Origin of the sequence: Bradyrhizobium sp. NBAIM03 (genome assembly GCF_020194055.1) — a bacterium.
In the GTDB taxonomy this organism is placed as follows: Bacteria; Pseudomonadota; Alphaproteobacteria; order Rhizobiales; family Xanthobacteraceae; genus Bradyrhizobium; species Bradyrhizobium yuanmingense.
In genome coordinates this window covers 40,186-59,454 of the sequence record NZ_JADYVS010000005.1, presented here as the reverse complement: position 1 = coordinate 59,454, position 19,269 = coordinate 40,186, and the positions used below count along the sequence as shown (strand labels likewise).

Sequence of the window (19,269 nt, the reverse complement as noted above, 5' to 3'; positions counted from 1 at the left end):
TCGTTCATACGAGGGTCTCATCGGCTCGAATAGGTTCTTGGGTCAAAGAATGCAGCGAGAGCGGAGACGACAGCGACAACGGCCAAGAACAGGACCGTGGTAGGATCGATGAACAAATACAAGACTGCCAGTATTCCGGCGACGGTCAGAGCTGGTCCAATGAGCGCAGGGTGCGTCTTAAGCCAGTTGATCACACTGTGGCGGACTTGAGGGACGTAGGCCGTAGCCGCGAGGAGAGCGACAAGTACAACAAGCCATTTCGGCATGGGACGAAGCGCCTTATTTGCCCTGCAACTACAATAGCTAAGCACGTCTGCATGAAGAATAGAGTTCAAATTATAGCGACTACCCGGCAATGTCTGTCTTGGGTCACAAGCTGCCGATCACACCTGCAGTGGCAGACGTCCGCTTTGCTCTGGTAAGCTGACGAATTATACGCACGCCCCAATCGGAGTTCTTGTGACCACAACCCCGGAAGGACAGCCGATGCCCATCAAAGCCGTCGTCTTCGACGCCTATGGCACGCTCTATGACATCCAGTCGGTCGCTGACGTCACTGAGGATGCGTTTCCCGGCTACGGCGAGATCATCACGCAGGTCTGGCGCATCAAGCAGCTTGAATACACCTGGCTGCGCTCGCTGATGCAAGCTTACCAGGATTTTGACGCGGTCACGCGCGACTCGCTCGCCTATACGCTGCGTGTGCTCGGACTCGCCTATGAGAGCGAGGCATTCGAGCGCGTCATCGAGAAATATCTGCATCTCGATCTCTATCCGGATGCGGCCGAAACGCTCGCGGCCCTGAGACCGCGCAAGCTCGCCATCCTCTCCAACGGCAGCCCGGACATGCTCAATGCGCTGGTACGCAATTCCGGGCTCGACCGCCTGCTCAATGCCACCATCAGCGTCGACGCGAAAAAGATCTTCAAGCCGAGCCCACAGGCCTATGAGCTGATCGGCGAGGTGCTCGGCACCGCGCCTGATGAGGTTCTGTTCGTCTCCTCCAATCCCTGGGACGCTGCCGGGGCAAAATCGTTCGGACTGAAGGTTGCCTGGATCGAGCGGGTGACGCCCGAAGCGATGGCGCTGGCTTGCGTCGAGAACGAACTCGTGGCACCGCTCACCATGTTCAAGGCGATCCGCACCCAGATGGACGAGCTCGGCTTTGAGCCGGATCATCGCGTCCGCGCCCTCTCCGAGCTGCCGGGAATTGCTTAGGGTAGTCGCCCGCCTGTAAGATTGGAATGAGCTGCCCGGAAAATGAGCCTGGAATCCGTTCGCGCCTTCTTCGCCGAGAAAGCCCCCGACATTTCCGTCATCGAATCCCCGATCAGCTCCGCGACCGTGGCGCTGGCGGCCGAAGCCTATGGCGTCGAGCCGGGAATGATCGCCAAGACGCTGAGCTTGCGGATCGGCGAGCGCGTGATCCTGATCGTCGCGGCCGGCACCTCGCGCATGGACAACAAGAAGGTGAAGGCGCAGTTCGGCGGCAAGCCGAAGATGCTGGGTCTGGAGGAAGTCGCCGACATCACCGGACACGAGGTCGGCGGCGTCTGCCCGTTCGGCCTGAAGTCGCCGCTGCCGATCTATTGCGACATCTCGCTGAAGGCATTCGACGTCGTCGTGCCGGCTGCCGGCTCGACCCATAGCGCGGTGCGCATCACACCGGAGCGGATGGCCGAGCTGACCGCGGCTGAATGGGTCGACGTCTGCGAGCACAGGCCCTGAGCGGGGGCTATTCGTCCTCGTCGTAAGGCCGCTGTGGAGGCGGCGGAGCAATGTAGCGTGGTGGTGGCGCGGCGCGACCGCGCGGAACCTGTTGCTGCGGCGGCATCTGATTGTTGGATTGGAATACCGCGCGGCAGCCGCTCGAAAGCTGTGGCGTGTTCTGCTGCAAGCAGGCCACAATGCGGTTCACATCGGGAATCTGATCGCTGCACAGGCGCCACACATCAGGTGTACATGCCATCTGCTGTTCCATCGTGCCGCGGTATTCCTGCGCGGATCCAGCGCTGTGCGCCATGATGCCGCCGACCGCAAGCGCCACACCTAGCGCGATCCGCTCTGTTCGCATGTCCAGATCCTTCCCAAGTCTCTCGAATTCTCTTCAATCAATGAGACGCGAGCTTGTTCTGGACCAACAACAAAATGTGAAAAGCGCGACTGGAACCATGGCAGCTCCCGCTGACGCCTTGGTCCGTGGCGCCCCAGCAACAGGGCAGAAGCAAACCGGCCTCTTGCGCCTTTCGCCATAAGGCATTTCGCCTGACGCCAAGAATCATGACGGCGCTCCCGCTAGCAATGGGCTGCAATGAGGGGAATGTCGATGCCGACTGCAAGACCGGTCTGTGCGCAAAACGTCGCCACGGCCGCAATCTTTCGCCGCAAGCTACTGGTCACCACCGCGCTGGCGCCCCTCGTGCTTGCCTTCCCGGTCCTGACGTCCAGCCCGGCGCGCGCCGCCTGCACCGTGGCAGGCACCGGCACGATCGGCGCGCTCAATTCGGGCGATGTCGCAACCTGCACCGGCCTCGGCAACACCGATCACATCAACGCCACCGGCGGCACCAACGTCACCGTCAATGTCGGCGACGGCACCACGACATCGCTGCTGCCCGGCGCCGGCATACCTGCGATCGTTTTCGACGCCACCATCGCCTCGCATGTCACCGTCAACAATCAGGCGACAGTCTCGACCTCCAGCGGAGCGGTCCTGCTCTCCAACGGATCGACCCACAACAATGTGACGATCGCCGCCGGTGCGATCGCGGAGGGTACGGGCAACGCCGAAGCAGCCATCGTCATCGACAATTCGAACGACAATCTCCTCAATATTCGCGGGACGGCCGTCGGCACCGGAGGAAACACGACGGGACTGCGGATCAGCGGGACGTCGAGCGGCAATGTCGTCCTCGTCTATGACAGCGGATCGATCGGCGGCGGCCATACCGGCGTGCAATTCATCGCCGGCGGCAATTCGCTCGTCAATGGCGGCACGATCTCCGGCGGCTTCTTCCTCGCCATCCAGGGCTCTTCCGGCAGCGACACCATCTTCAACGCCGGCACCATCTCGGGCGGCGGCAGCGGAGCGATCGAGCTGAATGGCGGCGATGATCAGCTCGGCCTCGCGCCGGGCGCGACGATCACCGGGAATGTTCGCGGCGGGAGCGGTACCGATACGCTGAACTTCGGCAGCATTGGCAGCGCCATGTTCGACCTCGGCAATCTCGGCCCCGGCCTGCAATATGACGAGTTCGAGCAACTGAAGAAGAACGGCAACTCCGTCTGGACGCTGACCGGCACCACCGCCTTCAACGGCGCGACGACAGTGGACGCGGGCGGCCTGGTCGTGAACGGCACATTGCCCTCGGTCGTCACGATCAATGGCGGCTATCTCGGCGGCACCGGCACCGTCGGCGGAATCGTCGTCAACAATGGCGGCATGGTCGCGCCCGGCAATTCGATCGGGACGCTCAACGTCAACGGCAACGTCGCCTTCAATGCCGGCTCGACCTTCCAGGTCGAGATCAACCCCGCCGGCCAGTCCGACAGAATAGCGGCAACGGGCACCGCGACGCTCAACGGCGGCACAGTGCAGATCGTGCCGCTCGGCGCGGGCTTTATCGCCAATACGCAATACACCATCCTCTCGGCGGCCGGCGGCGTCAGCGGCACGTTCGCGGCGCTCACGAGCTCTGGCAGCCCGCTAGTCACAGGGCAGCTCAGCTACGATGCCAACAACGTCTATTTCCTGCTGCAGCAGATCGGCGGCTTCGGAACGTTGTCGGCGCTGACGCCGAACCAGGCTGCGGTGGCCGGCGCACTCGACCAGGCACAGCTCGGCGGCGCATCGGGACCGCTGGCCACTGCGATCAACACACTCGCCGCGCTCAATACGCCAGGCATCAAGGCCGGCCTCGACGACCTGGCCGGTCAAATCCACGCCGATGGACGCCGCTTCGTTGCGGATCAGGCCGACATGTTCCAGAGCTTCATGTGGAATGCCGGGACGCAGTCGCGCGGCGAGACCGTTCGGATGACCGCGTCCGCCTACGCGCCGGAGCCCAGGGACCCGATCGGCAAGGCGTTGAACCGCCGCCGCGCGGCGCCGATGCAGAGCGTCTGGTTTGGCGGCTATGGCAATTGGGACAAGGTGGCCGCGAGCGACATTGCCTTCGGAACCAACACGACCATCGCCGGCGCCGCGCTCGGTGCCGACCTCTGGCACATGCCGGGCTTTACGGCAGGCCTCGCGGTCGGCGCATCGACCGGCCAACTGCGAATGACCGGCCGCGCCGACCGTATCGAGGCCAATGCCGGGCATGCCGGCGTCTACGCGCGCGGCGAAGCCGGCGGCTTCAATCTCGCATCGGCGATCAGCTATTCCTTTGCGGCGCTCGACTCCTCGCGCACGATCGCGTTCCTCGGCGAGACGGCAACTGCCGCCTCGCGTGCAAACACCTTTGCCGCTTCGCTGGGCATCTCGCGGCCGTTCCAGACCGGATGGGGTCTTGTCGCCGAGCCCTTTGCCAAGGCTGATTGGTACGCGACACGCCAGGGCAGTTTTTCAGAGGCAGGTGCGCCGGGGGTCAATCAGCTGGTGCGAGGCGGCAGTTTCGACCTCGGCTATGGCACGGCCGGCCTGCGCGGCAGCCAGCGCATGATGATGCCGAATGGCCACGCGGCACAGTTCGGCGCGACCATTGCCGTTCGTCATGAGTTTACCGGCAGCGCGGCAACCACGACGGCGGCGCTGGAAGGCGCACCCGGCATTCCGTTCGCGATCACCGGCGTCGAGCGCGCGCGCACGGTGGCGCTTGCCGGCGCCGAAATCCGGTGGGACCTGACGACCGCGACATCGTTCAAGGCCTCGTACGAGGGCGCGTTCGCGCCGGGATACGACCGTCACACGCTGCGCGGCCTGGTCCGCAGCGAATTCTGAACGGCCCTACTCCACCTTGCCGATCTTCTTCACCGCCGCGATCAGCCGCTTGCTGTCGGTCGCGACGAACTCAGAGAAGGCCGGCGCGTCCTGATAGGCGACGAGGCTGCCCGAGGTCTCGAATGCCTTGAGCACATCAGGACTCGTCATCACCTGTGCCATCGCCTCGCGCAGGCGAATCGCGATCGGCGCAGGAAGAGCGCTCTGCGCGAACAGCCCGGCCCAGATGTAAAACTCGACGTCCTTGTAGCCGAGCTCCTGGAAGGTCGGCACATCAGGGAAGCTCGCGATGCGCTGCGCGCCGCAATTGCCGAGCACGCGCAGCCTGCCGTCCTCGACCTGCGGTTTCAGCGTGCCGGGTGCAGCGGTGATCGCCTGCACGGTGCCGCCGAGGATCGCAGTCAGCGCAGGACCTGCGCCGCGGAACGGCACGTGCAGCAGCTTGATGCCGGCGCTGCTCGCGAACATCTCCATGGCCACATGCAGCGTGCCGTACGGCCCGGACGAGCCATAGGCGATCTGGCCCGGCCGCTTCTTCGCATCCTCGACGAAATCATGCGCGGTTCTCCAGGGCGCCGAGGCCGGCACCGCGAGCAGCGTGGGATCGGCGAGCACGCGCGCAATCGGCATGAACTGCGACACCTCGTAGGCGACGGGTCGGTCGAACAGCCGGTCGGCCTCAGGGAGCACCGCGAGCGAGGACAGCGTCATCAGCAGCGTGTAACCGTCGGGCTCGGCACGCGCGGCCGCGGCATTGCCGACCGATCCGCCGCCGCCTCCCGCCCGGTTGTCGACGATCACAGGCTTGCCGAGAATTCGCTCCAACGCCGTCGCGACCGGTCGCGCAGCGAGATCGGCCTGTCCGCCGGCCGGGAACGGAACGATCATGGTGATGTTGCGCGAGGGGTAAAGAGCTTGGGCAAAGCTTGATCGAGAGCAAGCGGCCTGTGCGAGGGGCAGCACGGCAGCGGCCTTCAGAAGTTCGCGGCGGTTCATTGGTGGGTACCTCCCCGATTGTTTTCGTGATTGGGAGGCAGCCTAACCGGAATGGATTGTGTTGCGATAGCCGTGCGCTTGCACCCTCCCCGGCGGGGCCTGGAGGGGGCGGCCGGTTGGCCGCATCTCCCCAACTACTGCGACTGCAACAGGGTGGGCAGGCTCTTGTCGAGGACGTTGCCGAGCAGTTGCCGCGTCGACGCGCGCATCACTGGATTGTTGGCGGCTTCCGGCGGTTCTGGCCACTGCGCCCAATCGATACGCAGGGTCGGCGGCCCGGTCATAAAGTTGCTTCCGCTGATCGAGCCTTCGCCGCTCTTCAGAATATCGAAGCTTTGCCCGTCATGAACGTAGATCCGTATGACCGCGTAGATGTCGGCGATGTCGTACAGCGGGCTGACCTTCATGACACCGATGCCGAAGAATCCACCCTGGCGTATTCCCTTGATCACGACGACATAGCGTTTGCATCCGGCCTGACCGGCAACTTGGCGGACGATGGCGCCGGCCTTGTCGCTGCGAACGAACATGCCAAGCCCGGGATCGTAGGAACTGAATGCGGATCTATCGGCAGCGATCCTGCGGACGACAAAACCAGAGCCGACCGCGGCCCTCACACGTTCGACAACGAGGTCATCGAGCCCGAAACCGTCGACCGGAACCTCCTTGTTCTCGTTGCCGAACACGGTCACGCCGATCTTCTTCACGATGAAGCGATCGCCCAGCAGCGATATCACGCCGACGCACGGTCCTGCAGCTTGCGGCGTGGACTGCGAAGCAGGTGCCGGCTTGGGAGGCGCGTTCTTTGCCGGCTTGGCAACCGTCGCCGGCTGGTTGGTTTGCGCCTGCGCGGGGCCGGCCAGGCACAGTGCGAAGAGGAAGAGGCAAATAAGACGAAGCATCATGTAGCGGTCGTCGGGTTGTTGAGAAACGGGAAGCAGGAAACAGAACGCGGCGCGGGTATAGACAACAAAGTTCATGACCGCAACGCGAGGGCCCTAGCGTTTCTTCAACTTGGCAAACTGCCTGGGCAAAAACTCCGTCAGCGGCAATGCCGCAGCCGCACGCAAGAGACCGCGTCGATCCATGATTTGCCCTCGCCTGATTTTCTTGTTTCGCTGCCAGGCTAACGCGCCAGGCGGCAAGAACAAGACGTTTACGAAGCGTTAGCCATATCGGGCTCCTTCAGGAACGCATGTCCGGGCCCGCTGTTGCCTTCCCAGGGAGAGTGGATGATGCGGAATCTGGCGACTATCGACGTTGCGCTGGACGAGATGCTGGTGAATCTCGCAGCGATCGTGTTGCGGCTTTCGACGCCCGAATTGACGGGAACGCCGGAAGCGCGGCGCGCGCTGGCGCGATCCGTCCATCAATATGGTGTGTGTGCGGCGCGGTCGAGCGACCCACGCGTTCACGAATTGAAGGCGCAATTGGAGGGGACGCTGAAGCCAAGCCTGCGCGTCGTCGCGATCCATGGCGTGAAGGTGTCGTAGTTCGTCATTGCGAGGAGCTCTTGCGACGAAGCAATCCAGAATCTCTCCGAGGAGACATGCTGGATTGCTTCGCTGCGCTCGCAATGACGGAGAGCGTTGAAGCCGCGCGCGCTCCTACGACGCTTTGCTTTTCCCGCGCGGCCGGCGCTTGCACGTGCCCGGCAGCTTGGCTGCGAGGAAATCGGCGAGCGCTTCGACGCGCGCGGGGCGGGGGCCGCCGGGCGGGGTAACGAGGTGCACGGCGCCTTCGGCCTGCTTCCAGTCCTTCAGGATGACTTCGACCTCGCCCGACGAGATCGCCTCGCCGACGATGAATTCCGGCAGCTCGGCGATGCCGAGCCCCGCGATCAACGCCGGCATCACGGCTTCGCCGTTGTTGACGCGAAGCTGGCCGCCCGGGCGCACGCTGGCCTGCTCGCCGGCCGAATTGGTGTAGTGCCAGGCGTTGGGCGTGGAGAGATAGGCGTAGCTGAAGCATTTGTGCGCGGCGAGATGCATCGGGTGCGTCGGCCGGCCGTGCTTCTTGAGATAGGACGGCGCGGCGACCGTGTAGCGCGGCATGGTGAAGAGCCGCCGCGCGATCAGCGAAGAGTCCGGCAGCCGCGCGATCCGCACCGCCATGTCGAAACCTTCGCCGATAAGGTCGACGGTCGCATCGCTCAAATGCAGATCGACGGAGACTTCCGGATAGGCCTGGAAGAACTCGGGCAGCAGCGGCGCCACCGCCTTGATGCCGAACGTCATGGGGACGGCGAGCCGCACCAGGCCGCGCGGCGCCACCGACTGCGCCAACGCCTCGTTTTCGGCGGCCTCGCCGTCGGCCAAGAGGCGCGTCGCGCGTTCGGCCAGCTTGTGGCCGGCATCGGTCAGCGCGAGCCGGCGCGAGGTGCGGTTGAACAGCCGCGCGCCGAGCCGCTCCTCCAATCGCGTGACCGCCTTGGACACCGTGGCCTTTGACATCCCGAGCTCGCTCGCAGCCCCCGCAAATGATCGCAGCTCCACGACTTTGGCGAAGATCGCGAGCGCTTCGAAATCTGGAAGTTTTGCCATGGCAGCCGGTCCTGATGGGACATTTAAGGAAACAATGCGTTTCGACAGTTTCTATTTCTATACCACAGGCGAAGGCTTATCCAACAGGTCAATCCGACATCAAGGAATTGCACAGATGATCGAACTCAGACCTTTCGCGAAGCTCGGCGGCGCCGATCACGGCTGGCTCAAGGCCAAGCATCATTTCTCGTTCGCTGGCCATTACGACCCGAACAACATGGGCCACGGCGCCTTGCGGGTGTGGAATGACGACGAGATCGCGCCGAACACCGGCTTTCCCGCCCATCCCCACGCCAACATGGAGATCATCACCTATGTGCGCGAGGGCGCGATCACCCATCAGGACAGCCTCGGCAACGAGGGCCGCACCGAAGCGGGCGACGTGCAGGTGATGAGCGCCGGCAGCGGCATCCGTCACTCCGAGTACAATCTCGAGCCGACCAGGACGCGGATATTCCAGATCTGGATCGAGCCGGCGATGCGCGGCGGACAGCCGACCTGGGGCTCAAAACCGTTCCCGAAGGCAGACCGCTCCGGCAGGCTCGTCACCATCGCGAGCGGCTTTGCCGGCGACACGGACGCACTGCCGATCCGCGCCGATGCCCGGGTGCTCGCCACCACGCTGAAGGCGGGCGAGAGCGCGGAGTATGAGCCGCAGACGTCGCGGCATCTCTACCTGGTGCCGGCGGCAGGCGCCGTCGAGATCAACGGCGTCCGCGTCAATGCCCGCGACGGCGCTGCGATCCGCGACGAGGCCAAGCTGAAGATCACGGCGCTCGAAGATTCCGAGCTCGTGCTCGTCGACGCGGCGTGACGAACAAGCAACCAATCACCTCACCCAATCCCAACGGAGACCACCATGACAAAAGTTCTCGTCCTCTATTATTCCGCCTATGGCCATATTGAAGCGATGGCCAATGCCGTCGCCGAAGGCGCGCGCGAGGCCGGCGCGACCGTTGACATCAAGCGCGTGCCCGAGCTGGTGCCGGCCGAGGTCGCGAAAGCCTCTTACTACAAGCTCGACCAGGCCGCGCCGGTCGCCAAGATCGAGGACCTCGCCAATTACGACGCGATCATCGTCGGCACCGGCACCCGCTTCGGCCGCATGGCCTCGCAGATGGCGAACTTCCTCGACCAGGCCGGCGGCCTCTGGGCCAAGGGCGCGCTGCACGGCAAGGTCGGCGGTGCCTTCACGGCCACCGCGACCCAGCACGGCGGCCAGGAGACCACGCTGTTCTCGATCATCACCAACCTGCTGCATTTCGGCATGGTCGTGGTCGGCATGAACTACGGCTTTGCCGGCCAGATGAAGCTCGACGAGGTCACGGGCGGTGCGCCCTATGGCGCCACCACGATCACCGGCGGCGACGGCAGCCGCCAGCCCAGCGCCAACGAGCTCGCCGGCGCGCGCTATCAGGGCCGCCAGATCGCGGAGACCGCCAAAAAGCTGCATGGATGATGCGACCCTGGGCGGCATTCTCAGCCGGGAATGCCGCCCCAATCCGGGATTGGGATACGGTCACCATTAAATCTGCGTGATGTCGGCGTGAGGCCGAACCGGCTCCGTCGGTAGAGGTGCGGGCGCCGTCGAAAGCCACCAGCCCTCGCTGGCAAACCAGCATGTCTCGTCGGGGGTGCCCTCTCTCCGCAACGACTGCACCCCTTCCCAACCTTTCGCGAACGCCTCACCCAATCGCCGGCCGGCCTCGGCATCCTGCAATCCCGCGCAGCCGATGAATTGGGCGCGGCTGAGGAATTTCGCCGGCCAGATCGCACCGTCATCCGGCCGGGTGATCATCAACATGCCGCCGAGCATGCCTTCGGGCGCGAGCGGAAATACCAGCCGCCCGCCGGGCCGCAGCGCATCGAGCCATTCCGCCGCCGGCTGCGCCGCGCCCGCGCAGACATAGATCACGTCGGCCGCCGGCAGATCCGCCGCGATGCCCGAGCGTCCGCGCACGTCCACATGGGCGACGTCCTTCAGATTGTCGCGCGCAAGTCCCGCCAGACGTTCATCGATCTCATAGGCGTGAACGCGACCGCCGGGACCGACGAGATGCGCGAAAATCGCGGTGTAATAGCCGCTGCCGGCGCCGATCTGGACCACGGTCTCGCCTTCCTTCACGGCGCAGGCGCTGAGCCAATAGGCGTGCGCTCCGGGCATGCCGATGTTGAGACCGCGCGCCGGGTCCAGCGCCAACAGCGCGTTCTGATAGAGGAAGGCGGGATCATCGTCAGGCGTGACCACATAGGGATGACCGCCGAGACAGATCGACCACGGCCCGGGCCCGGCGAACGGCTCGCGCCTGACGGTCCGAAAGGCCTGCTCGAGGCGAGGGTCTGCAGCCTTCGCAGCACCGCAAATCAACTGCGCATAGAACGCACGATATTTTGCCGAACGGTCTTCCATGTCGCCTCCGCGGAATGGAAGCGACGATAACACAACGAGGACGATCATCGGAAGGCTTGCGCAATCGCGGCCTTTTGTGACGGCGCCGTGACGTAGCCACGCCTCAACTCCGTTCCATTTTCTTCCTGACGAGGTCCTTGCCGATCGGCCGCACGGGTTCGCTCCGTAGCACCAGCGAGGTCGTCACAGCACCAAAACCGGCGATGCGATCCACGATGGTCTCGAGATCCTCCGGCGCCGGAACGAGCACCTTGAGCACGAAACAGTCATCGCCCGTGACGCGATGGACTTCGATGATGTGAGGGATTTCGCTGAACCGCTTGAGGCAGGTCTTGATGTGCTCGTGCGAGGTGCGCAGGCGCACCAGCGCCATGAGGCCGAGCCCGAGAGCGCGCGGGTTGATGCGGGCGCCATAGCCCTCGATGATGCCGGCTTCCTCGAGCCGCTTGACGCGTTCGGACACGGCCGGCTGGGACAGCCCGACGGAACGGCCGAGCTCGGACAACGGCACGCGCGCATTGGCCTGCAGCGCCTCGAGGATCTTCAAATCCTTGGCATCGATGCTCCCGAAGCGATCCAAACTCAATTCTCCGTTCCACCTTGAGATCATCGGCAGATGGTCGATTTCGCCGATGACTTGCCATGTGATGCAGGACCGCGATCGGTCACACTGCGGTCACCTCAGATATCACGGGACGTTCATGCACGACATCATCACATTGCCCGGGCTCGGCGGCTCCGGAGATACCCACTGGCAGACGATATGGGAGCGCGCTGATGCGCGCTTCACGCGATTCCAGCCGGCGAACTGGGACCAGCCGGAGCTCGACGACTGGGAGCAAGCCCTGGAGCACGCGGTCGCGCGCTGCGCCAGGCCGCCCGTCCTGGTCGCACACAGCCTCGCCTGCCTTTTGGTGGCGCACTGGGCCGCGCGCTTCCCTTCCGCGATTGCGGGCGCCTTTCTGGTCGCCGTGCCCGATCCCGATGGCGGCCATTTTCCCGCGGAGGCCGCAGCGTTCAAGCCGGTCCCCGGCGGCGCGTTGCGCTTTCCCGCGCTGATCATCGCGAGCACGAATGATCCATATGGAGCGCTCGAGGTGACACGGCGGCGGGCGCAGGACTGGCAGTCCGGCCTGATCGTGCCGGGCGCGCTCGGCCACATCAATGCCGCGAGCGGGCTCGGCGACTGGCCGCAAGGACGCGCGTTGCTGGATGCTTTCCGGGCGGGCCTTCCGAGGTGATGGCGAAACAGACGGCGCCCGTCAGCGCGCTCCCTTGCCCATCGCCCTCGCCGCGAGGGAGGCGAGCTTCGGATAGCGCCGAAGGCCCTGCGCGGCGTGATCGCGCCAGGCGAAGGGCCGGCCGCGCCAGGACAGCGCGACGCTGACATCGGTCAGCGGCACCCTCTCGGCGCCGAGGCGCCGCTTGTAGTCCTGATTGCCGATGCTGAGGTCGAAACGGCGCAGGCCTTGCGCATGCAGCGCCGCCAGGGTGCGCTCGGTGACGAGCAGACCCGGCGAGCAGCTCGACCATTGATCGCCGCCATGGCTGATGCGCAGCAGGACATAGGTCGCGCCATGCTTGACGCCGAGCGCGGTGGCGACAATGCCTTCCTCGCACACCAGTGCCGAGACCATGGCATGACCTCCCGCGAGGCCCCGGCGGACGACCTCGCGATAGAATCGCGCATGGGTCTCGTCGTTGAGAACGAACCGCGAGCCGAGCTTTTGCATGCGTGCCTGCTGCTGGAGATCCATCACGTCCAACAGCTCGTGCGCACGCCCGACATCGGCGGCGATCTCGAACCGCGCACCGGCAAGACGGCTGAAGACCCGCCAGCAGCGCGGCATCTGCAGGCGCTTGATCGCGGCCTGATAGCCGCCATAGTCGTCGCCCATCAACACGAGATTGCCGTTGAGCGAGGAGGATCCGATCCGGCCGAGCGATACCAGCGGGTTCGGCTTGCCGCCGACCTCCGCCGGCATCTTCTTCAGGCGGAGCAGATCGAAACGGTCGGGCAGAGCGCGTAGCGCGCCGATCAGCGCCGTGTTGATCGCGTCCGCCGTTCCCGCGTCCAACGAGGCATCGAGCGCCAGGATCGGTGCGTTGTTGTCGGAGACGCCGAGGTCCGCGAACTCGACGATGCGGATGCCGCGCCTGACATGGCTGATCATCGGCACGATTGCGATGTCCTTGCCGGTGGCAGCATCGGAGATCACGGCGATCAGCGGCGCGACGTCGTGAAACGACTCGTACCAGGCGCCGAGCCAGTCAGCATGCTGGAAGGCGGTGCGGTGCCCGGCGCTCAGGCGCGAGGCCGCGTGCCGCCAGTCACGCAGGAAATCGACCGCAATGGCCGACGCGCTGGACGCAAAATCGTCGGGCTGATCAACGCTGAGGAAGGTCATGCGCGGGGCTCGGTCTGCTCGATGCATTGGAACCTCGCCAGGAAGTGCAGGCCGGCCACCGCCAGCGCGAACATGAACCAGATCGGATTCTGTCGTTCGAGCAGGAAGGTCTCGGTGGCACCGTAGTACAGGCCGAACAGCCACACGGTCAGGAACAGCTTGGCCAGTGCGCCACTGCGGCTGTGAGCCTGCGCCGTCTGGAAATTGCGGAGCGGGGCGAGCACGAAGATGAGGATCACCAGCAGCAGCCCCGGCAGACCAATCGTGACCGCGAGATCGAGGTAGCTATTGTGGCTGTGCGCCGCCGATGTCGCCCATTCGGCTCCTTCCGCGGTGGCCCGCGCACTCACGTCGTCCCAGAACGCAGAATAGCCGTGGCCGATGATCGGCTTCTCCGCGACGGCCGCGAGCGCGAAGTCCCAGATCGCGGAGCGTCCGGTGAAGGTGGGATCGAGCGGAAGCAGCCGTGTCATCGCCGCCAGCACCGGACTGACGACACTGCCGACGGTCAACAGGTTCATCGCAACCAGCGGCACGAAGCAGATGAGCCGCTTCAGCCACAGGCTTGGCGTGACATAGACCAGCGAAGCGAGCACGTAGATCGCAAGGCACAGCACCGAGGACGTCTTGCCGCCGGTGAAGATCAGGAAGGTGCCGGCCAGCACGGCGATCACAGGCCCCATCACGAACGAGCCGACGGCGGACAGGTAGATGCCGACATAGACCAGGATGGTCATCACGGCGGAGGCGATATTCTTGTGGCCAAAGCTGCCGCGCCAGTCGCCGGCAAGCTGCGGCTCGGTGACGTCGAGCGCCGTGTGGACCGCATATTGCGGCGCGAGGAAGACGCCGAGATAGCACAGCGCGAGCAGCACGAGCGCGGCGCCGCCCAGGCAAAGGTTGAAGCTGCGCCGCGTCGGCGGCAGCAACGGCAACACGATGGCGAGCGACGTCACGCTGACCGTGAGCACGAATCGCTGCATCGAAACGCCGCGGCTCTCTGAGAAAGCGATGTTGATCACAAGCCAGACCAGCAGGCAGAGATGCAGCGGCGTCACCAGGCTCTTCAGCGCGAGCGCATCGGTGGCAGCGACACACAGTATAGCGACCGCAGCCAGCAGACCCCAGGCGATATAGGTCAGCGCCATTCGTCCGCCGACGATCATGGTGACGTCGGGATTGCGCAGGTCCGGGAACGGATCGAGTGTCACCAGCACCAGCAGCAGCGCCCCGACCGCGACGAGGCAGCGCGCCACCTGCACGGCATCGAGCCCTGCGAGGCGATCACGCAGGATATGGCCGAACGATCGGGCCCCGACGTCGGTCATGTTGGCGGCACTGCGGTCCATGGCTCAAGACATTCGGTAACGCCAGTGAAGCTTGGGGTCGCGGCTCAACCCTTCCGAGGCTTCGTCAACGGGTCTTGCGGAGGTCTGCGACATCGCGGGCTGCCGCATGATGCTCCGCGCGATCTCGTAATATTGCAGCGCCCGTTGCTCCAGCGTGAGATTGTCCAGGATGTAGCCGCGCGGATCGAACGCGCCCGCGGTGCACCCGGCCCAGAAATTGTCCCAGCCCGTCTCGAAGCCGGCGATGTCGGTGAACTTGACCCCGCAGCGTTCGTCCCAGTACGGCACCGACGACACCGGCGCGAACTGCACGCGATGCGGATAATAGTCGGGGTCGCGCCATGGCCCGCCCGGATCCCAGGCAAACACCGGCACGCCGCAGGACAAGGCCTGCTGATAGGCGATGCCCTGGCTCTCGCTTTGGCACAGGAAGATCATCGCGCGCGAACGCGCGAGCGCCGCCTGAAAATCGGCTTCCTTGTAGCTGCCGTAGCGCAGCTCCGTGAACGAGCGGCCTTCCTTGACGAGCCGGGCGCGCACGGGCTCAATCATCTCCGACGCGTAGCGCTCGCGGTCCCAGTGGACCTTGTCGTAGATCAAGACATCGACGGTCTTTTGCGCTCGAGCCGATGGCGCCCAGAGATTCGTGTCGATGCCGACAGGCCAGGCCTCGGTCTCGGGCCAATATGGCCGGTACATATCGACGTACCAGGGACCGGGCACCACGACCTTCTTCACCGGCAGACGCTTGAATAGATCAGGGTCGTCGAGCGGATGATTGTGGACGGCAGCGCCGAGCAGGATCGGGTTCTTCCATAGGAACTTGTCGAGCAGGAACGTGCGCCCGACGATACAGGCAAGCTCGTGGGGATGTTCCGCGATGTAACCGTAATCGTTGACGCGGTAGCGGATGCCGAGCCGGTCGAGCCCCGCACAGAGATTGAGGAACACGCGCAGCTGGCCACTCATGCGCGGCTCGCCGAGCAACAACCGGCGGGCGATGCGACGCAGATGCCTGTCGCCCGGAAACCAGCGGTCATCCTTGTCCTCGTAAAAGAGGTTCAGGATCATCGTATCGGGGGCGTGTTCGAACGTGTTTGCGGGCACGGGATTCCATCCGCGGCAGTCCGATGCGCATTCTCGCACGAGGCAGTCCGCCGCACTCTTCCAAATTTGCCACAGGCTTAATGCCAGCGGCTTAACGTTATTCTACGAAACCGGCGGCACACGGCCCTTCTCGGCAACGGTTCGAGCGGAATGCGAGTATCATGCGCGCACGCCGGACTTGCAGATCGCCAGCGTTACCAGCGCGGCACATGCGGTCCTGGTTAACGGATCATTAAAGGCGAGCCGTAGCTTGATCACCGCCGAAGAGGTTCTCGAACTGCCAGCCGCCTCCCGCGCGGCAGCGCCGGCGCGCTTGCCGCTTCAGGTCGGCTCGACCACACCGGTATCGGTCGTCATTCCGGCCAAGAACGTTGCGGCCTATGTCGGCGAAACGCTTGCCAGCGCTCTGGCGCAGCGCGAGGTGACCGAGGTGATCGTCGTGGACGACGGCTCGGACGACGAAACCGTTGCGATCGTCCGCGGCATGCGTGACCCGCGGCTGCACTTGTTCCACAACGATTCCGCGGGCGTATCGGCCGCACGCAATCTCGGCGCAAGACAGGCAAGCGGCGAGTGGTTGCTCTTCCTCGATGCCGACGACCGCCTGCGCCCCGGCGCGGTAGCGGCGCTGCTCGCTGCAGCGCGTAGCGCGCCGCGCGCCGTCCTCGTCTATGGCGATTACAACACGATCGACAGCGAAGGCCGCCAGATCGGCCGGCGCGGCCTCTTGAAGGGGCGCCGGAAGCCGTCCGGAGACGTGCTGACGCGGCTCGCCGCCGGCAATTTCATCGTCAATGGCGGCATCGCGCTCGCACGCGCGGAAGCTTTCCGCGCCATCGGCGGCTTCGATACGTCCCTCAAATATTGCGAGGACTGGCATTGCTGGTGCCGCCTCGCTGCGATCGGGGAGTTCGCGTTCGCGCCAGAGCTGTTGCTCGATTATCGTCTTCACACCACCAACACCATGAACGCCGCGATCCGGACGCCGAAGGACTTCTTCCCGGCCATCGCGCGGGTGTTCGATGACGGATTGATCCTGGCGAGATTGCCCGAGCACATGACAGCCGGGCTGCGCCTTGCCGCCGAGATTCATCTCGTCACCTACTCGGCGATGCAAGCGGTCCGCTTCGGCAGGTATCGCCAGGCGTTCGCTTATCTCGCGATGATCGGCCGGCAGTCGCTCAAATCGCTGCCACGCTCGGCAATCCGGGTCGCCCTCGCCCGTTTCGGTATCTAATCCTCGCCGCGTCAGGACGCGATCTTCGAGGCCTCGTAAGGCTTCGGCTCGAGGCCGAGGGCCGCCAGGGCGGCGCCAAACGCAACCATCACGGGATGCATCGCGACGACGGCTTTCGACGACGGCAACAAGGCGGCGGCGCGAAGCAGCGACAGCGGCAAGCGGCCCAGCATCTGCGCAAACACCCGCGCCCGCGCTGCTGCGCTCGGGGCGGCTTTGTACTGCACACGATAATTGATCGCGCCGATGCGCAAGCCGCGCTTTGCGATCCAGCCGAGGCTGGTGCGGCTACGCGGCACGGTCTCGGTGATGACGGCCTCCGCCGTCCAGTGGAACAGCATACCGGCGTCACGGCACCGCACGAAGAAATCACAATCGCCGCCGCCAAGAAAATTGAAGCGCAGGTCGAACGCGGGACGGTCGAACCGCTCGAAGGCGGCCCGCGTGATCAGGCAATTGCCGCAGCCGTAGATCAGCGGCACCGCACCGCTGTAGTCGTAGGCGGGACAGAAGGCGGGATGACGCGAAAGCCAGGGCTTGCTGTCGTCGTCGAAGACCGGCAGCACCGGCCCGCCAACCACTTCGGCGCCGGTCGCCTCCGCGGTGCGGACCATCAGTTCGAGCCAGTCGCTTGATGCGATCTCGTCGTCGTCGATCATCAGGAAACGGGTGGCGGCGGGAAACAGCTGCTGCGCCGTCTCGAAGGCAGCATTGATCGCCTGGCAATTTCCCTGTCGCTTCTCGATCAGGCAGACGCCCTGAAGCCTCCCATCGGCCAAGAACTCCGCGGCAACCGGCGCGCTTTCGCGCCGCACCGCATCGTTCTCGACCATGACGACGGCAAAGGAACGCGGGGTGCGCTGGTTCGCGAGCGACTCCAGCGTCAGGCGCAGGTGTTGCGGACGACGGAAGCATGGAACGCAGACGACGATGCCGACCGACAGGTCGATGACGCGAGAGCTCGCCACGATCTCCCGGTTGGGATCGCGCACGGCATCCGCGATCCGGGCCGCAGACAGGTCTGTCGGGATCAATGTCATGAGATCTAGATGTCCGAGATGTATTGAAGAATCCCTGCTTCGATCGCGCGTCCCACGACGGCACATCGCCGCGGGACAGATGCGTTTCAAAATGAACGGCTGCCGCGCGGCACATAGCCACCAAGTTCGCCGCGCGTCGTGCTGCAATTGGCGGTCCATGCGCCGACAACGCTCCAACATGAACAATACCGTAGTTAATGCGCATGCGCATTAACCGGGCCGTAAGCACTGCGACCGGTGAGACGGTGCGGCATCGGATTTGCTCTTCGGGCAGGCGCATTTTTTCCTGTAAATTTGAATAGAACAAGCGCGGTCAGAATCCATGAACAAGCCAGCCCCGATCGATTTCGCGACAGCCACGGCGATCCAATTCCCCGCGGCTGCACCATATGCCGAGGCGCTCCATGATCTCGTTCCGGGCGAAGCCCGCGACAGCCTGCTCGCCGTCCACGACGTGCTGTGCCGCGAGCTGCCGCAGGGCCGCCTCGCGATCTATGAGGCGGGCGGCGGCTCGTGCAGCGTTCTGCCACCGGAATTGCTGAGCCGCAGCAAGGTCACCGTGGTCGACATCGACGAGGACCAGGTCCGCAACAACACCTACGCCGACGAGGCGATCCTCGGCGACGTCCAGACCTACAGCTTCGCCCGCGAGACCTTCGATCTCGTGATCTGCTACAACGTGATCGAGCACTTGCCCCATGTCGACGCCGCGCTCTTGAACTTCCGCGATGCGCTGAGGCGCGGCGGGATGATCCTGATCGGCGCACCGAATCCGCGCTCGCTCTCCGGGTTCGTCACCAAATATTCGCCGCACTGGTTTCACGTCTGGTTCTACCGGCACATCCGCGGCATCAAGGACGCCGGCCTGCCGGGCGAGCCGCCGTTCCCGACGTTCTTCCATCCCTTGGTGACGTTGCCGCGGCTGGAAGCATTCGCGGCCGCCAACGGCCTTGAGATGATCTATCGTCGTGAGGTCGAGAGTCCGCGCTATCCCGAGATGCGCCGGCGCAAGCCGCTGTTTGCGGCCCTGGTCGACGCCGGGGCCGCGGTGCTCAACGCCGTGCTGCCGCGCGGCACCGACGTCCGCCGCGGCGACTATCACGTCATCCTTCGGAGGATCTGACGGCGATGGCACGTGCGCGGCCCATCAACGGAAAAACGACGGCTCGCAGCCATGCTGCGCGCGGTAACGAACCGTTAATTCCTGGAAGCGGCGGGTATCGCGGGCGTCATAGGG

The 19,269-nt window shown here is 64.7% G+C and carries 19 protein-coding genes; 9 read left to right on the top strand and 10 right to left on the bottom strand.

The window, feature by feature from the left end:
* Positions 1 to 486 precede the first annotated feature (486 nt).
* Positions 487 to 1,218, top strand: coding sequence for a haloacid dehalogenase type II (locus tag I6F21_RS09080; protein ID WP_225183043.1), 732 nt, complete (start codon positions 487 to 489; stop codon positions 1,216 to 1,218).
* Between the two features lie 42 nt (positions 1,219 to 1,260).
* Positions 1,261 to 1,728 (top strand): YbaK/EbsC family protein, encoded by a 468-nt coding sequence (locus I6F21_RS09075; RefSeq protein ID WP_035997420.1) that lies wholly within the window; start codon positions 1,261 to 1,263, stop codon positions 1,726 to 1,728.
* A 7-nt stretch (positions 1,729 to 1,735) separates the two neighbouring features.
* On the opposite strand, the gene I6F21_RS09070 is transcribed toward I6F21_RS09075, so the two are convergent.
* The gene (locus I6F21_RS09070; RefSeq protein ID WP_225183042.1) at positions 1,736 to 2,074 is read right to left on the bottom strand and encodes a hypothetical protein; all 339 of its coding nucleotides are present in this window, start codon (positions 2,072 to 2,074) and stop codon (positions 1,736 to 1,738) included.
* A gap of 252 nt (positions 2,075 to 2,326) precedes the next feature.
* Between I6F21_RS09070 and I6F21_RS09065 the strand changes: the two genes are divergently transcribed.
* On the top strand, positions 2,327 to 4,942 hold the full coding sequence (locus I6F21_RS09065) for an autotransporter outer membrane beta-barrel domain-containing protein (protein WP_225183041.1): 2,616 nt from the start codon (positions 2,327 to 2,329) through the stop codon (positions 4,940 to 4,942).
* Positions 4,943 to 4,948: 6 nt separating this feature from the next.
* Here the strand turns inward: I6F21_RS09065 and I6F21_RS09060 are convergent, their stop codons facing one another.
* Positions 4,949 to 5,938, bottom strand: a complete 990-nt coding sequence (locus I6F21_RS09060; protein WP_225183040.1) for a tripartite tricarboxylate transporter substrate binding protein — start codon at positions 5,936 to 5,938, stop codon at positions 4,949 to 4,951.
* A 134-nt stretch (positions 5,939 to 6,072) separates the two neighbouring features.
* Positions 6,073 to 6,918, bottom strand: a complete 846-nt coding sequence (locus I6F21_RS09055; protein ID WP_146207665.1) for a hypothetical protein — start codon at positions 6,916 to 6,918, stop codon at positions 6,073 to 6,075.
* Positions 6,919 to 7,173: 255 nt separating this feature from the next.
* Between I6F21_RS09055 and I6F21_RS09050 the strand changes: the two genes are divergently transcribed.
* Positions 7,174 to 7,431, top strand: a complete 258-nt coding sequence (locus tag I6F21_RS09050) for a hypothetical protein (protein ID WP_036021169.1) — start codon at positions 7,174 to 7,176, stop codon at positions 7,429 to 7,431.
* 114 nt (positions 7,432 to 7,545) lie between these two features.
* Here the strand turns inward: I6F21_RS09050 and I6F21_RS09045 are convergent, their stop codons facing one another.
* On the bottom strand, positions 7,546 to 8,481 hold the full coding sequence (locus I6F21_RS09045) for a LysR family transcriptional regulator (RefSeq protein ID WP_035997402.1): 936 nt from the start codon (positions 8,479 to 8,481) through the stop codon (positions 7,546 to 7,548).
* Between the two features lie 115 nt (positions 8,482 to 8,596).
* Here I6F21_RS09045 and I6F21_RS09040 point away from each other — a divergent pair, with 115 nt between their 5' ends.
* The gene (locus I6F21_RS09040) at positions 8,597 to 9,295 is read left to right on the top strand and encodes a pirin family protein (RefSeq protein ID WP_035997400.1); all 699 of its coding nucleotides are present in this window, start codon (positions 8,597 to 8,599) and stop codon (positions 9,293 to 9,295) included.
* A gap of 45 nt (positions 9,296 to 9,340) precedes the next feature.
* Positions 9,341 to 9,940, top strand: coding sequence for an NAD(P)H:quinone oxidoreductase (gene wrbA, locus I6F21_RS09035; RefSeq protein WP_057028278.1), 600 nt, complete (start codon positions 9,341 to 9,343; stop codon positions 9,938 to 9,940).
* A 66-nt stretch (positions 9,941 to 10,006) separates the two neighbouring features.
* Here the strand turns inward: wrbA and I6F21_RS09030 are convergent, their stop codons facing one another.
* Both I6F21_RS09030 and I6F21_RS09025 read right to left on the bottom strand, forming a co-directional pair.
* The gene (locus I6F21_RS09030) at positions 10,007 to 10,891 is read right to left on the bottom strand and encodes a methyltransferase (RefSeq protein ID WP_225183039.1); all 885 of its coding nucleotides are present in this window, start codon (positions 10,889 to 10,891) and stop codon (positions 10,007 to 10,009) included.
* A 103-nt stretch (positions 10,892 to 10,994) separates the two neighbouring features.
* The gene (locus I6F21_RS09025) at positions 10,995 to 11,471 is read right to left on the bottom strand and encodes an Lrp/AsnC family transcriptional regulator (RefSeq protein WP_036021132.1); all 477 of its coding nucleotides are present in this window, start codon (positions 11,469 to 11,471) and stop codon (positions 10,995 to 10,997) included.
* A 121-nt stretch (positions 11,472 to 11,592) separates the two neighbouring features.
* Between I6F21_RS09025 and I6F21_RS09020 the strand changes: the two genes are divergently transcribed.
* A complete protein-coding gene (locus tag I6F21_RS09020) occupies positions 11,593 to 12,132 on the top strand; it encodes an alpha/beta fold hydrolase (RefSeq protein ID WP_225183038.1) in 540 nt (179 codons plus the stop codon).
* A 21-nt stretch (positions 12,133 to 12,153) separates the two neighbouring features.
* Here the strand turns inward: I6F21_RS09020 and I6F21_RS09015 are convergent, their stop codons facing one another.
* Genes I6F21_RS09015 through I6F21_RS09005 form a run of 3 tightly spaced genes read right to left on the bottom strand, consistent with a single transcriptional unit; the run spans position 12,154 to position 15,755 of the window.
* Complete coding sequence (locus I6F21_RS09015; protein WP_225183037.1) at positions 12,154 to 13,299, bottom strand: GNAT family N-acetyltransferase; 1,146 nt, start codon at positions 13,297 to 13,299, stop codon at positions 12,154 to 12,156.
* A complete protein-coding gene (locus I6F21_RS09010) occupies positions 13,296 to 14,648 on the bottom strand; it encodes an O-antigen ligase (protein WP_225183036.1) in 1,353 nt (450 codons plus the stop codon). The genes I6F21_RS09015 and I6F21_RS09010 overlap by 4 nt, the downstream gene beginning before the upstream one ends.
* A 3-nt stretch (positions 14,649 to 14,651) precedes the next feature.
* Positions 14,652 to 15,755: a glycosyltransferase family 1 protein gene (locus I6F21_RS09005; RefSeq protein ID WP_225126568.1), complete on the bottom strand. Its 1,104-nt coding sequence runs from the start codon at positions 15,753 to 15,755 to the stop codon at positions 14,652 to 14,654.
* A gap of 250 nt (positions 15,756 to 16,005) precedes the next feature.
* Here I6F21_RS09005 and I6F21_RS09000 point away from each other — a divergent pair, with 250 nt between their 5' ends.
* Positions 16,006 to 16,992: a glycosyltransferase gene (locus tag I6F21_RS09000; RefSeq protein WP_225152861.1), complete on the top strand. Its 987-nt coding sequence runs from the start codon at positions 16,006 to 16,008 to the stop codon at positions 16,990 to 16,992.
* Positions 16,993 to 17,003: 11 nt separating this feature from the next.
* On the opposite strand, the gene I6F21_RS08995 is transcribed toward I6F21_RS09000, so the two are convergent.
* Positions 17,004 to 18,032 carry a glycosyltransferase gene (locus I6F21_RS08995; RefSeq protein ID WP_035997377.1) on the bottom strand — a complete coding sequence of 343 codons (1,029 nt, stop codon included), beginning with the start codon at positions 18,030 to 18,032 and terminating at the stop codon, positions 17,004 to 17,006.
* A gap of 322 nt (positions 18,033 to 18,354) precedes the next feature.
* Between I6F21_RS08995 and I6F21_RS08990 the strand changes: the two genes are divergently transcribed.
* Positions 18,355 to 19,155, top strand: a complete 801-nt coding sequence (locus I6F21_RS08990) for a class I SAM-dependent methyltransferase (protein ID WP_109142329.1) — start codon at positions 18,355 to 18,357, stop codon at positions 19,153 to 19,155.
* Positions 19,156 to 19,269: the final 114 nt, after the last annotated feature.

Coding starts and splice junctions, on each gene's coding strand:
- I6F21_RS09080 (WP_225183043.1), top strand. CDS start 487: ATGCCCATCAAAGCCGTCGTCTTCGACGCCTATGGCACGCTCTATGAC.
- I6F21_RS09075 (WP_035997420.1), top strand. CDS start 1,261: ATGAGCCTGGAATCCGTTCGCGCCTTCTTCGCCGAGAAAGCCCCCGAC.
- I6F21_RS09070 (WP_225183042.1), bottom strand. CDS start 2,074: ATGCGAACAGAGCGGATCGCGCTAGGTGTGGCGCTTGCGGTCGGCGGC.
- I6F21_RS09065 (WP_225183041.1), top strand. CDS start 2,327: ATGCCGACTGCAAGACCGGTCTGTGCGCAAAACGTCGCCACGGCCGCA.
- I6F21_RS09060 (WP_225183040.1), bottom strand. CDS start 5,938: ATGAACCGCCGCGAACTTCTGAAGGCCGCTGCCGTGCTGCCCCTCGCA.
- I6F21_RS09055 (WP_146207665.1), bottom strand. CDS start 6,918: ATGAACTTTGTTGTCTATACCCGCGCCGCGTTCTGTTTCCTGCTTCCC.
- I6F21_RS09050 (WP_036021169.1), top strand. CDS start 7,174: ATGCGGAATCTGGCGACTATCGACGTTGCGCTGGACGAGATGCTGGTG.
- I6F21_RS09045 (WP_035997402.1), bottom strand. CDS start 8,481: ATGGCAAAACTTCCAGATTTCGAAGCGCTCGCGATCTTCGCCAAAGTC.
- I6F21_RS09040 (WP_035997400.1), top strand. CDS start 8,597: ATGATCGAACTCAGACCTTTCGCGAAGCTCGGCGGCGCCGATCACGGC.
- wrbA (WP_057028278.1), top strand. CDS start 9,341: ATGACAAAAGTTCTCGTCCTCTATTATTCCGCCTATGGCCATATTGAA.
- I6F21_RS09030 (WP_225183039.1), bottom strand. CDS start 10,891: ATGGAAGACCGTTCGGCAAAATATCGTGCGTTCTATGCGCAGTTGATT.
- I6F21_RS09020 (WP_225183038.1), top strand. CDS start 11,593: ATGCACGACATCATCACATTGCCCGGGCTCGGCGGCTCCGGAGATACC.
- I6F21_RS09015 (WP_225183037.1), bottom strand. CDS start 13,299: ATGACCTTCCTCAGCGTTGATCAGCCCGACGATTTTGCGTCCAGCGCG.
- I6F21_RS09010 (WP_225183036.1), bottom strand. CDS start 14,648: ATGGACCGCAGTGCCGCCAACATGACCGACGTCGGGGCCCGATCGTTC.
- I6F21_RS08995 (WP_035997377.1), bottom strand. CDS start 18,032: ATGACATTGATCCCGACAGACCTGTCTGCGGCCCGGATCGCGGATGCC.
- I6F21_RS08990 (WP_109142329.1), top strand. CDS start 18,355: ATGAACAAGCCAGCCCCGATCGATTTCGCGACAGCCACGGCGATCCAA.